The organism is Solitalea agri (assembly GCF_023914155.1).
In the GTDB taxonomy this organism is placed as follows: Bacteria; Bacteroidota; Bacteroidia; order Sphingobacteriales; family Sphingobacteriaceae; genus Solitalea; species Solitalea agri.
In genome coordinates this window covers 38,916-52,312 of record NZ_JAMWYS010000027.1, presented here as the reverse complement: position 1 = coordinate 52,312, position 13,397 = coordinate 38,916, and the positions used below count along the sequence as shown (strand labels likewise).

14 protein-coding genes are annotated in these 13,397 nt (G+C 37.4%); 11 read left to right on the top strand and 3 right to left on the bottom strand.

Translation table 11 applies throughout. The features are described 5' to 3' along the window. Positions 1–3 precede the first annotated feature (3 nt). From NF867_RS07480 to NF867_RS07470, 3 genes are all read right to left on the bottom strand, one after another. Positions 4–3,363 carry a SusC/RagA family TonB-linked outer membrane protein gene (locus NF867_RS07480; RefSeq protein ID WP_252587192.1) on the bottom strand — a complete coding sequence of 1,120 codons (3,360 nt, stop codon included), beginning with the start codon at positions 3,361–3,363 and terminating at the stop codon, positions 4–6. A 34-nt stretch (positions 3,364–3,397) separates the two neighbouring features. Then, a complete protein-coding gene (locus NF867_RS07475) occupies positions 3,398–4,309 on the bottom strand; it encodes a FecR family protein (RefSeq protein WP_252587191.1) in 912 nt (303 codons plus the stop codon). 67 nt (positions 4,310–4,376) lie between these two features. After that, positions 4,377–4,937 carry an RNA polymerase sigma-70 factor gene (locus NF867_RS07470; protein WP_341870035.1) on the bottom strand — a complete coding sequence of 187 codons (561 nt, stop codon included), beginning with the start codon at positions 4,935–4,937 and terminating at the stop codon, positions 4,377–4,379. 626 nt (positions 4,938–5,563) lie between these two features. Here NF867_RS07470 and rplM point away from each other — a divergent pair. The 11 genes from rplM to trxA all read left to right on the top strand — a co-directional run bounded on the left by rplM (position 5,564) and on the right by trxA (position 13,395). Continuing rightward, positions 5,564–6,004 (top strand): 50S ribosomal protein L13, encoded by a 441-nt coding sequence (gene rplM / locus NF867_RS07465; protein WP_252587189.1) that lies wholly within the window; start codon positions 5,564–5,566, stop codon positions 6,002–6,004. Between the two features lie 11 nt (positions 6,005–6,015). After that, positions 6,016–6,402: a 30S ribosomal protein S9 gene (gene rpsI / locus NF867_RS07460; RefSeq protein WP_252587188.1), complete on the top strand. Its 387-nt coding sequence runs from the start codon at positions 6,016–6,018 to the stop codon at positions 6,400–6,402. A gap of 21 nt (positions 6,403–6,423) precedes the next feature. Continuing rightward, positions 6,424–7,236, top strand: coding sequence for a 30S ribosomal protein S2 (gene rpsB, locus NF867_RS07455; RefSeq protein WP_252587187.1), 813 nt, complete (start codon positions 6,424–6,426; stop codon positions 7,234–7,236). Between the two features lie 146 nt (positions 7,237–7,382). Then, complete coding sequence (tsf, locus tag NF867_RS07450; protein WP_252587186.1) at positions 7,383–8,225, top strand: translation elongation factor Ts; 843 nt, start codon at positions 7,383–7,385, stop codon at positions 8,223–8,225. Between the two features lie 241 nt (positions 8,226–8,466). After that, entirely contained in the window at positions 8,467–9,627 is a 1,161-nt protein-coding gene (locus NF867_RS07445; protein WP_252587185.1) for a TlpA family protein disulfide reductase, read from the top strand. Positions 9,628–9,855: 228 nt separating this feature from the next. Further along, complete coding sequence (locus tag NF867_RS07440; RefSeq protein ID WP_252587184.1) at positions 9,856–10,110, top strand: type II toxin-antitoxin system Phd/YefM family antitoxin; 255 nt, start codon at positions 9,856–9,858, stop codon at positions 10,108–10,110. Continuing rightward, entirely contained in the window at positions 10,107–10,361 is a 255-nt protein-coding gene (locus tag NF867_RS07435) for a Txe/YoeB family addiction module toxin (RefSeq protein WP_252587183.1), read from the top strand. The genes NF867_RS07440 and NF867_RS07435 overlap by 4 nt, the downstream gene beginning before the upstream one ends. Positions 10,362–10,509: 148 nt before the next feature. Next, positions 10,510–11,217: a UMP kinase gene (gene pyrH / locus NF867_RS07430; protein ID WP_252587182.1), complete on the top strand. Its 708-nt coding sequence runs from the start codon at positions 10,510–10,512 to the stop codon at positions 11,215–11,217. A 171-nt stretch (positions 11,218–11,388) separates the two neighbouring features. Then, positions 11,389–11,952 (top strand): ribosome recycling factor, encoded by a 564-nt coding sequence (gene frr, locus NF867_RS07425; protein ID WP_252587181.1) that lies wholly within the window; start codon positions 11,389–11,391, stop codon positions 11,950–11,952. Positions 11,953–12,142: 190 nt separating this feature from the next. After that, entirely contained in the window at positions 12,143–12,940 is a 798-nt protein-coding gene (locus NF867_RS07420) for a sulfite exporter TauE/SafE family protein (RefSeq protein ID WP_252587180.1), read from the top strand. 158 nt (positions 12,941–13,098) lie between these two features. Then, on the top strand, positions 13,099–13,395 hold the full coding sequence (trxA, locus tag NF867_RS07415) for a thioredoxin (protein WP_252587179.1): 297 nt from the start codon (positions 13,099–13,101) through the stop codon (positions 13,393–13,395). Positions 13,396–13,397 lie beyond the last annotated feature (2 nt).

Sequence of the window (13,397 nt, the reverse complement as noted above, 5' to 3'; positions counted from 1 at the left end):
TAATTAAAATTTAACATCTAACCCTAATGTGTACACCTTTACCTGAGGATAATTTGCTCCACGGCTTACTTCCGGTAACTCCGGATCGTACCCATCAGGATATTTAGTAATGGTAAACAGGTTTTGTCCGCTTAGGTATAGCTTCAATGCGTTAATTCTCATCTTCTCAGTGATCGATTTAGGGAAACTGTAACCCAACTGCAGATTTTTAAGACGTAGATACGATGCATCCCTCACCCAGAATGATGAAACCTGCTCATTTTGCTTTTGAGTAGCCAATACCCGAGGAAATTCTGCATTAGGATTTTCAGGTGTCCAACGGCCCAATTGATACTCAAGTGGCTTACGATCACCAAATCCACCTATCGCTTCGTTGTTTAACAAGCCTTTATGACCTGCTGCTCCTTGCATGAATACACTTACATCGAAACCTTTATAGTTTGCCCCAAGATTTAATCCGTAGATATATTTAGGAATGCTGTTGCCAATTATAACACGGTCACCAGCGTCAATTTTGTGATCGTTATTCTGATCTTTGTATATTAAATCCCCTGCTTTTGTAACCCCGCTTTGAGTTGCATGCGCGGCTACTTCTTCTTGTGTTTTGAAAATACCTTCTACCTCATACCCATAAAACGCCTTATATGGAACCCCTACACGAGCAATTTGAGCGTTGCTCGAATAAAATATATCGCCTTTTCCTTTAAGGTCTGTCACCTCGTTATTTACGATGGTAAAATTGGTTGAAGCATTAAAGGCTACCTGCCCGAATTGATTATTATGGCTTAACTCAAACTCAAATCCCTTGTTCGTCATCGATCCCGCATTACGAGCAGGAGCTGATAATCCGTAAGTAACCGGCGCCGGAAAATCAAGAAGGATGTCTTTTGTTGCTCTGCTGAAATAATCAGCAGTGAATGAAAGTTTAGAATTAAAGAAAGATATATCAACACCTAAATCGGTATTGGTTGATGTTTCCCAAGTCAATTCAGGATTTACCCCTTTTGTTACAATACCTCCAGAAGCTACTGCATCATTAAAATTGTAATCAACATCTTTACCAAGAGAAATAGTTGATACTGTAGGGTAATATAATTGATTACCACTTGCATCAGTTACTAACTGATTACCCAATTTTCCCCAAGAAGCTCTTAATTTCAGATTTGACAACCAGTTTAGTGATTTAAGAAATTCCTCCTCTGAAACTCTCCAACCTGCTGAAAATGACGGAAATAAACCATAACGATTTCCATTAGCAAATCGCGAAGACCCATCGTATCTGGCATTCGCTTCAAACATGTAACGATTGTTATAAGTATAACCCAAACGGCCAAAGTATGATTGTAATGCCCATTCATAAGCAGAACCGGTAGCTTCCTGCCCATCTGTTGAGCCTGGATTTAATTCTGTTAATTCATTATTAGGGAAATTTTTTCTTTCGCCTTGAGACCAATCATTTCGGTACGATTCACGAGAGAAACCCGCCAATCCTTTAATATCATGCTTACCGAAGCTGCCGTTATAGTTTAATAAAGCTTGAGAAGTAATGTTTAGCGAATTTGCATTATAATCTCTTTGGGAATTTGGACCCTGATATTTGGTAGGGTTACCAGTGTTTGGATCATAGAACTGAATGTCCTTAATGAAACGACTACCCATATCAGCAAACGTTCTAGCTCCTAACATTCCTGAAGCGGTAAGCCCCTTAAGAATTGTTAGTTCAGCATGAACATTTCCAAAAGCATCATTATAGTTAGATGCATTGGTAGCATCTAAATCCATCCAGGCAATTGGGTTACCATCTTGCCCATAACCGTACTGTCCGTTTGAATATTTATACGGAATAGTTGGTGATAGTTTGATTACCTGCCTAAAGATTTGGCTCATATCACCTGTATACGGATTGGTTGGCTCGGTAATATTCTTACGGTTAAGGTTTAAGTCTAAACCAACCTTTAAGCGGTCATATACCTGGCTTTCAACATTGGTTTTAAGGTTATAGCGTTTAGAAAACGAATTCTTGATTAAGCCCTGTTGATCAAAATAACCTAACGAAATTGAATAAGTGGTTTTATCAGAACCTCCTGATAATCCTAAATAATGATTTTGCTGATAGCCTTTTTCAGTGAAGAATAAGCCTAACCAATCGGTATTTGGATATTTATCCGGATCAACACCTGATGCAAATTTTGCAATTTCTTCATCAGTATATTTTTTAGGTTTTCCTTCATTTTGCAATGCCTCGTTATACAAACTGGCGTAATCTGCCGAATTAAGGAACTGTGGCAATCGGGTAGGATTCTGCCAACCTGAATAAGCACTGTAGGTCAATTGAGCCGGTGAATTCTTCTTACCTTTCTTGGTGGTAATTAAAATTACACCGTTAGCCGCGCGTGAGCCGTAAATTGCTGCCGAAGCGGCATCCTTTAACACTGAAACACTTTCAATGTCATTCGGGTCAAGCGTATTCATGTCGCCTTGCAGGCCGTCAATAAGTACCAATGGACTTGAGTCGTTTAATGTTCCAATACCTCTGATGCGAATTGTTCCATTATCTCTACCCGGCTGTCCAGAACGCTGCAATACAGTAACACCAGACATTTTTCCCTGAATAGCAGTAGAAACATTGGTAATCGGTCTGTTTTCAAAATCCTTGGCAGAAACCGTGGCAATTGCGCCTGTTAGATTAACTTTCTTTTGGGTTCCATAACCAACGGCAACAACTTCTTCCAGTTGAGTAACTTCGCTTTCAAGGGTTATGTTTACTGCCGTTTGTGAGCCGATGGTCACCTCTTGGGTTCTATACCCAATCATGCTAAAAATCAGCGTTTCTCCCTTGTTTACAACAATTGAGTAAGCACCGTCAGCATCAGTGCTTGTACCGTTTGATGACTGCTTAACACTTATCGAAACACCAGCCAATGGCCCGAATTTATCTGAAACAGTACCTTTTACGGTAATCTTATCAGCGGCTTGATTTACGCTGCTTGCAAGATTCTTTTCCTGTACCGAATTTACCTGGTAAATAATTACCCCATTCTCTTCTTCTTTATACTTAAAGTTGGTCTCCTTAAGTACTGCACTTAATACTTGTGGTAAAGACTCATTCTTAAAGGTGAGCTGTTTGGTTGTAATCTTGCGAAGCTCGTTGTGGTTATAATTAAATGACACATTAGAAACTTCACTTAATCGCATAAATGCCTGCTCGAGCGTTTCACCTTGAAAGCTGATGGTTACTTTCACTTGCCGAATATCACGCAAGAAAGTAGCCGCCCAGGCATTTAGCGAAAGCGCAGAAAGCATGGCCAACATACCAAGTTGAGCAATACGATGCTTAACTGATTTTTGTAAATTTTGCTTCATGTTTACTAATTAGGTTATAAATTAATCTTGTTTATTACTCACAAGGCTCTCCGAGTATGAAAACCTTGTTTTTCTTAATTACACTTTTGATCCCTTGTATGTCTTTCAACACCTTTAACACGTCAACAAGGGTTTGCTTCGGGGTGAACTCAATACTGTTCTGACAATTTTTAAACTTTATCGAATCATACTCCATCTCTACATTGAAGCGGTTGCTTATTGCCAGCATTATTTCATTGAAATAAGCGTCTTTCATCACAAACTTTCCGCTCATCCAACAAATTGCATCAGCGGATCGTATCGATTTATTAACCACTGTCAGGTTAGTTTTATCAACTATTAACTGCTGCTCAGGTGTAAGAATTCCAAGGTTTCGGTCTTTATCATCCACACGAACTTTCCCACGGGCAACCGTAACAGTAATGGTTGGTAAAGTTTTGTATGATTTTACGTTGAAGGCTGTTCCCAATACCTTTGTATTAACCGCTCCTGAATGCACAATAAACGGTTTAGATTTATCGTGAGCCACATCAAAATAAGCTTCACCTTCATCCAGGTACACGTCTCGTGTATCTGTAAATTCAACAGGGTATCTTAAGGTACTAGCAGCATTCAGAATTACTTTACTGCTATCGGGAAGATGGATTTCCAGGATCTTTCCTTTGTGCGTTCTAAGCGTAATGTACTTTACACTTTCGGTAGCGAAATAATAATTGTATGCGATCAGGAGAACGCTAATTAAAGTAACAACTACTGCCGCAATGCTATAGTAAGAAGTTAAAAACTTGAATAACCCTTTCCGCTCTATTGGCTGTTGCTCAGCAATACTACGATGCAATCGTTCATGAATCTCCCGTTTTATTTGCTCCCGCTCTTGCTCGTTCTCAAATGATAAGGGATATTCCGGCACATCAAAGTCTTTGTAAAGTTTTTTCCTATAAGCCATTATTTTTTGAACTAATAGCCTAAAGACGAGCAAGTGTTAACTTAGTACTAAGGGAATATTAATCTTTTTAGAATAAAATAGTGGTCAGGTGCTGGCTTACCTTTTTACGCAAGTGCTTCAACGCTGTAGTTATTTGATTTTTAACCGTTTGCGGAGAAATTGTCAATCGGTCTGCAATTTCATTTATCGATAAATTTTCTTCACGGCTAAGTCGATAAATCTCCTTCATCTTCTCAGGAAGCTGGTCTACTTGTCGGTTTACAAACGAATTGAGATCGTTATAAAAAACCTGATCATAAATGGAGTTATAACCTTCTTGCTGGGCCTTACCTATGTCGGCATTTTTCCGTGCATGACTTAATGTAAGACGTTGCTTATCGATGATCTTATTTTTTAAAGAAACGAAAAGAAGGCCTGATACTGATTTATAAATATTCAGCGTGGTACGGCTATTCCAAATCTGAAGGAAAAGATCATGCACAATGTCTTTAGCATCCTCTTTATCATTCAGTTTCTTACAGGCAATATCATAAAGTACTTCCCAATATCGATGATAGAGCTCATCAAATGCGGCCATATCGTCGCATTTTAATAAGTAAATTAGCGCTATGTCATCGAGCAATTTCACCCTGTTCTTTTTCGAAGTTTGGGGCAAAAAAAGAAAAATTGAATGAGTTTCAATTTGTTACCAATCAATAAAAGACAAAAAATCCCTTAAATCCGCTATGCAACCGATTGCGTAATTTTTAGTTAAGAAACTTGCGATTGGAACAACGCCAGTTTATCCTTGACTCATTTAGGTAGGTATTTCTTTCATTAAGGTAGAGATGGTAAAATTATGTCAGACTATTCAAAATCGCAGTTTTTACCTGTTTCAGCACAATTTTAAAATCCTTAAATCACTGTTAAACAAATGGATAATCAATCAATAAGGTTGCTGTAATGGTATAATTTATCCAATTATGTGAAACCGGATAAAAGAAATGCCACAACCAGCCACTGCTCCTTCAATTTTAAAATTCGAAAATTATTTAGTCGGGAATTTTGTATCTATAACAGCGCAAAGCCAAAAGAGTACAGAATACCCATATCGTAAACTTTGTACTTTTAACTACTCCTCACATCCACAAGTTTTGTTCTTATCCTAAAATAATCTCCTAATGCTTTGGTAGTTAGAAATAAAGATCTATCTTTGCAGTCCCAAATTTTGGGAAAAGAGTATTAAATCATTATTAATCAATTAATTATTCACAAGTGAATACGTTAAGTTACAAAACTGTCTCTGCCAACAGTAAAACTGTTAAAAAGGAGTGGGTCGTAATTGACGCCAACGCAGAGATCCTGGGGCGCTTGTCAACGAAGATCGCAATGATCATCCGTGGTAAAAACAAGCCTGATTTCACCCCGCACGTAGACTGTGGAGATAACGTAATTGTTATCAATGCAGACAAAGTTAAATTGACCGGTAACAAATTTACTGAAAAACAGTACGTACGTTACACTGGTTATCCAGGTGGTCAACGCTTTATTTCTCCAAGAGATCTGATGGCTAAACACCCTACTGCCGTTATCGAAAAAGCAGTACGCGGTATGCTTCCTAAAAACAAATTAGGAAATGCGTTAATTAAGAATTTGCATGTATATGCTGGCAATGAGCATCCGCATGCAGCGCAAAACCCAAAAACCATTAAATAATTTCAAGGAGAATGGCAACTACAAACACCTCAGGTAGAAGAAAGACCGCTATTGCGCGTATCTACTTAAAAGAAGGTAGTGGTAACATTACCGTAAATGACAAAGATTACAAAGTATACTTCCCTACTTTGCCTTTACAATATATCGTTAACCAAGCGATCGAAACTTCGAACCAAGCTGGTAAATTCGATATTTTAGTAAATGTTAAAGGTGGTGGTATTACTGGCCAAGCAGAAGCAACTCGTTTAGCTATTGCAAAAGCGTTAGTTGAGCTTGATCCTGAAGTTAAACCAGCATTACGTGCTAAAGGTTTAATGACTCGCGACTCACGTATGGTTGAGCGTAAGAAACCAGGACGCAGAAAAGCTCGTCGTAGATTCCAGTTTAGTAAACGTTAATATTTTCGGAGGAACACTAACATGGCAAGAACTTCATATAACGAATTGTTGGACGCAGGTGTACATTTTGGTCACCTTACCCGCAAGTGGAATCCGAAAATGGCTCCTTACATTTTCATGGAGAAAAACGGTATCCACATCATCGATTTGAACAAAACTTTAGTTAAAGTTGAAGAAGCTGCTTCAGCGATCAAACAAATTGTTAAGTCAGGTCGTAAAGTATTATTCGTAGCTACTAAAAAACAAGCAAAAGATATCGTAGCTGCACAAGCGCAGAGCGTAAACATGCCTTTCGTAACCGAGCGTTGGTTAGGTGGTATGTTAACTAACTTCACTACTGTTCGTAAATCAATTAAGAAGATGACTAACATCGATAAATTGACTAAAGACGGTACTTACGACAACTTGTCGAAGAAAGAGAAGTTAATGATCAGCCGTGATCGCGTTAAGTTAGAAAGAGTTTTAGGTGGTATTGCTGACCTAAATCGTCTTCCTGCTGCATTGTTCTTAATCGACGTTAAAAAGGAACACATCGCTGTTGCTGAATCGTTGAAATTGAACATCCCAACTTTCGCAATGGTTGATACCAACTCTGACCCTACTAGTATCGACTTCCCTATTCCTGCGAATGATGATGCTACTAAATCAATTTCATTGATTACCGGCATTATCTGCAAAGCAATTGAAGAAGGTTTAGAAGAGCGTAAACGCGAAAAAGAAGAAGAATCAGATAAAGAAGCTATCGCTGCTGCTAAAGCTGAAAAAGCTGAAGGCGCTGCTCCTAAAGCTAAAAAAGCTGAGAAGAGCGAAGAAGCTGCTGAATCTGCAGAATAATATTCTTTGAGTTATCGGGTTACGGATTACGAGTTACAGGTTGTTAAATCTGGTAATCCGTAATTCGTAACCCGTAATTATTTAGTTAAAACGAGTTTGATTCATTTTCAAATTCCCTCATTTTCAAATTTTCAAATTAAAAAAATATGTCAACTGTACAAATTAGCGCTGCTGACGTAAACAAATTACGTTTACAAACAGGCGCAGGTATGATGGATTGCAAAAAAGCTTTAACTGAAGCTAACGGTGATTTTGAAGCTGCCATCGACTTGTTACGTAAAAAAGGCCAAAAAGTTTCTGCAGCCCGTTCAGGTAACACTACTGCTGAAGGTATCGTTTTAGTTAACCTATCAGCCGATGGTACTAACGGTAAATTAGTTGCTTTAGCTTGTGAAACTGAGCCGGTTTCTAAAGTAGAAGACTTCCGTAACTTAGGCGAAGCAATCATTGCTGCCGCAGTTGCTAACAATCCTGCTTCTACCGAAGAATTAGAGCAAATTAAATTGGCTGATGGCCGTACTGTTGCTGAAACCATTACTGAATTAACCGGTAAAATTGGTGAGAAAATCGTTATTGCTAGCTACGAAAACGTATCTGGTGAAGCGGTTACTTCATACATTCACTCAAACGGTAAAATGGGTGTATTAGTAGTATTTGCTGGTGCTGCTGGTGCTGATATCACTGAAGCTGGTAAAGATGTTGCAATGCAAATTGCAGCTATGAGCCCTATCGCAGTTGATAAAGATGGCGTTGATGCTTCTACAATCGAGCGTGAATTAGAGATCGCTAAAGATCAAATCCGTGCTGAAGGTAAACCTGAAGAAATGGTTGAGAAAATTGCTCAAGGTAAATTGAACAAATTCTACAAAGAATCTACTTTATTGAACCAAGAATTCGTTAAAGATAGTTCTAAAACCATCGCTCAAATGTTAGACGGTGTTAAAAAAGGCTTAACTGTAACTGCTTTCAAACGCATTGTTATTGGTTAATTAACCTTTTAAACAATATAAAAACGGCTGCTTCTGATAAAGAAGTAGCCGTTTTTTTGTTAGTGACTATTTAGCACCCCACCACAATTAGATTTTCACAACTCCTAATTCTTCTCCATTAAATACTTTTAAGGACCAAAAATTATAACATTTAACTAATGGTTAACGCTTTAAGCTGAACAAATAGGTTATTTATTTAAAATTCACTTTATTTGCTGCTACCTATATATCTATATCTGCTATGTTAACAAGACGTTTCTTTTATTTAATTTCGATCCTTCTATTTTCATCTATTATTTTATCCGCTCAACAAAAGCCACTTCCTTTTAAAGTAATTGGAGATATAAATGCTGATAGTGGAATTATTGAACTACAAATGCTTGCTGACTCGTGTTTTTATCCTCAAAAGATAAATTTGAGAACTAACGTTGTCAATAAAAAATTTTACTTCGAAGGCACCATTGCATACCCGCAGCCAGTTCGGCTTATTTACAATTCAGGTGAATATGTAGGTGACTTTTGTATTATAGAACCAGGTTCTCAGTCAATAAAATGCGATTTCACTCTTCACCGTGAAATCCCTCCGATGAATAACCGTTCAATGAAAGAATATTTTGGAGCCTATACCGATGCCTTCAAACTTATAACTACCAAACGGAATCGACTTGATGAAAAGTGGGACAGCCTTAGCACTGTACATAAAGGCAATTTGCCAGACAGCATTAAATTAAATCTGGAAAGCAAATTGAATAATTATTATAAGGAGAATGATACTACACTGTTAAGATATGTAAAAGCGCATCCTGATTCTTACGTTTCACTTTGGAAACTTGCTCATCTTCTTAGTTTTGGGTACGAGGATATTTTCGACTCTATTTATGATCAATTCTCAGATTCGATAAAGAATACGTACACGGGTAAAGTTCTTGCTCAAAAAATAAAAAAGGCAAGCTTGTTAAGCATTGGAAAGCGCTTTCCTGGTATCATGGCTATAAATAATAAAAATGAGCATTTAGATACTGGTTTTTTTAACCATAAATATACTTTAGTTGATTTCTGGTATAGTCACTGCGGTCCATGTAGAGAACAATTCAATGATCTGAAAATTATCTACGAAAAATATAAATACAATGGATTTGAAATAATAAGCATTTCAACAGATAAGCAAAAAGATAAACAAAACTGGCTTGAAGTTATTGAAAAGTATAGCCTTCCATGGCCCCAGTACTGGGATATAGATGGACAAGAAGCTAATAAATTATTTATCCAGGCCTTTCCAACCAATGTTCTTTTAGATAGCACCGGAAGAATTATAATGAAGAACATTAAACCAGCAGAATTGAAGAAATTCTTAGCCATACATTCAAGCCCTGAGTTATTTTATGATGTAAAACGATTTTAGAAGAAGTTTCAGTATTCTACACCACTAAATATAAAAAGAGCTGTTTCTGATAAAGAAGCATCTCTTTTTTGTTCTAAGCCCTCCCAATCATAGCACAATTAACTTTGGGATATAATGCAGGCGCAATGCAGATCTTGCTTTTTATGATCAGTCTTAAAAATGTACCACTTATTGTACAATTAATTTATAGCCCTTATATTTGTATTTACCAATAAATAAGTTAACAAAATGGACGTTACAACATATTCCGACTTTAGGCGAAGTTTAAAATCATACTTAGATAGGGTATTTACATCTCGTTCTCCACTTTTTATAAAGCGCGCCAACGGAGAAGACATGGTGGTTATGTCAAAAGCAGATTATGAGAGTATGGAAGAAACATTCTATTTAATGAAAAGCCCCAAAAATGCGGCGCGTCTGTTGAGAGGAATTGAACAATTTAATCAAGGCAGGGGCAATGAAAGGGTGTTAATCGAAGAATGAATAAGGAGTTCTCTGATGAGGCCTGGGAAGATTATATTTATTGGCAAGGCACTGATAAAAAGATTCTCAAAAAAATAAATGACCTTATTAAAGAAATTAGTCGAACCCCGTACGAAGGAACAGGCAACCCCGAACCCCTAAAATATGATCTTTCCGGCTGGTGGTCGAGAAGAATAACCTTAGAACACAGATTGGTTTACAGGGTTGAAAACAATGTTATAAAAATAATTGAGTGTAGGTATCATTATTAACCATACCATAATGACCCTGTCGGTCACATCCAACATTATCTTGTATAACCATGTACAATTCAAGTATATCTTTTTATCACCTAAACACATCTGCTTATCCCATCATTAAAACAATTTTCCTATTTTTGCGCAGTTTTTATCGCATCCAATGAACTATAAAAGAATCCTACTTAAACTTAGCGGAGAGTCTCTAATGGGCAACAAACCTTTCGGTATTGACCCAGAGCGTGTTAATCAATATGCAAAAGATATTAAAGAGGTAGCCGAAAAGGGCGTAGAAGTGGCCATAGTTATTGGTGGCGGTAATATTCACCGAGGCCTTGACGCCGAAAAAGGCGGTATGGACCGTGTACAAGCTGATTATATGGGCATGCTGGCTACTGTTATCAACAGCATGGCCTTACAAGATGCCCTTGAAAAAAACGGCATGAAAACCCGTTTACTTTCTGCCATTAAAATGGAACAAATCTGTGAGCCATTTATCCGTCGCCGTGCTGTTCGTCACCTAGAAAAAGGCCGTGTAGTGATTTTCGGAGCCGGAACCGGTAACCCTTATTTTACAACTGATACTGCTGCATCATTACGTGCTATTGAAATTGAAGCCGATGTGGTATTAAAAGGAACTCGTGTTGACGGTATTTACACTGCCGACCCGGAGAAAGATCCAGCTGCTGTACGTTATGATAAAATTACTTTCAGTGAGGTTTATGAGAAGAGTCTGAACGTAATGGACATGACAGCATTTACCCTTTGTCAGGAAAATAAATTACCAATTATTGTGTTTGACATGAACAAGCCAGGCAACTTTATGAAAATTGCCTTAGGTGAGCAAATTGGTACGTTGGTAGAGGGATAAGAAATAGACTTTAGATTTGAGATATTAGATGTGGGACAGAATATCAAAATTTATTTCCCTCATTTAAACTATTTCAAATCGATTAATTATTGAGAATAAATAGTCAATTTAGATTGAATTGCATTGAGTAATCTCAATACGCATATCTCAAATCACATATCTTAAAAATATATGAACGACTTAATAAAAAAACAGTTGGACGATGCTAAAGAGCACATGGAGAAAACTGTTGAGCACACTGATAGTGAGTTATTAAAAATTCGTGCCGGCAAAGCAATGCCTACTATGGTTGATGGTGTACATGTAGATTATTACGGAAGCATGGTGCCTATTAGCCAGGTTGCTAATATCAACACTCCTGATGCGCGTACAATTGTTATTCAGCCCTGGGAAAAAACCATGATCTCTCCTATTGAGAAAGCAATCATGGAAGCCAACCTTGGTTTTAATCCTCAGAATGATGGAATCGTAGTGCGTATTAACGTACCTCCTTTAACTGAAGAACGCCGTAAAGACCTGGTTAAAAAGGTGAAAGCAGAAGCTGAACAAGGTAAAGTTACTGTTCGTAACATCCGTAAAGATGCTAACGAAAAGATCAAAAAATTATCAAAAGACGGTGTTTCTGAAGATGAAATTAAAGGCGGCGAGGCTGAAGTTCAGAAATTAACTGATGCATACATCATTAAAATCGATAAACTTGTTGAAATTAAAGAAAAAGACATTTTAACAGTTTAAGACAAACGTCTGCTACATAAGCATTAAAGGATCTCCCAAAAAAGGAGATCCTTTTTTATTTGGCCAAAATCTACTAACCCTCTCGGGAATAAAGTCCATCAGTAAAAAGTGCAACAAAAGAGCTTTTATGGTCAAGACTTCCGAAGATATTAATACCCACCTTTGCCTTACCTAAATCAACAAATACAAAATGGAGTTAATAGGATATGCAGGAGCAATTTTAATGGGGCTCACACTTGGGTTAATTGGAGGAGGCGGCTCAATTTTAACCGTACCCATACTGGTATACTTATTTAATGTAAATACCGTACAAGCTACGGCCTATTCATTGTTTATTGTGGGATTAACGAGTGCTGTTGGCTCTGTTAGCCATTTTAAACAGGGAAATATCGACTGGCGAAGTGTTTTATTATTTGGCTTGCCCTCAGTTTTTTCGGTGTTTATTACCCGAAGTTTCCTGGTAAAGTTTATTCCGGAAACGGTGGTTTCATTTGGAGAAATTACCATTGATAAATCAATGTTCTTGTTACTCCTTTTTGCTGTGGTCATGTTGTTTGCAGCTTACTCAATGATTAAGAAGCCGAAGTACACGGAGTCAATAAACTCAAAAGTTACACCCGACAATATTTTACTTATTGCGCAAGGCTTGTTTGTAGGAGAGTTAACCGGGCTGGTTGGTGCAGGTGGAGGATTTCTGATCATTCCTGCGCTAGTTCTAATGGCCAACTTACCGATCAAAAAAGCGATAGGAACTTCATTGGTAATCATTGTGCTCAATTCATTAGTTGGCTTTTTAAGTAATCACGTAGGTATACAGGCATCTGACTGGAGCTTTATGTTAAAATTCTTCGGAATAGCTGCTGTGGGTATTTTAATTGGGAGTACTTTATCCAAAAAGGTTAGCAACGAGAAGCTAAAACCTGCTTTTGGCTGGTTTGTATTAGTTATGGGTTCATTCATCATTATTAAAGAGTTATTAATTAAATGAAAAACAAAAAATCACTTGTATTCTTTTTACTAGCAAACATATTATTCTGGTTTACCATGTTTACCCTTCATAAAAAAGAGGAACATTCGTTTAAAAAACAGGTAATTACACGATAGTTAACTAATAAATTAAACTCTATTCATAAATTCTAAAACAATATGGCTACGTTCTCCGAAATCATTAAATCAAACACACCAGTTTTGGTTGATTTTTTTGCAACCTGGTGCGGACCATGTAAAATGATGTCGCCAATTTTAGATGAGGTTAAAGGAAAAGTGGGAGAATCGGTAACTATTATTAAGGTTGATGTGGATAAAAACCCTTCAGCGGCATCTGCATTTAACGTTATGGGCGTTCCAACACTTATTCTTTTCAAAGGTGGCGAGGTTAAATGGCGACAATCAGGCATCGTTCCTGCAGTTCAACTTGAAAATGTTTTAAAATCTCATGTATAGCG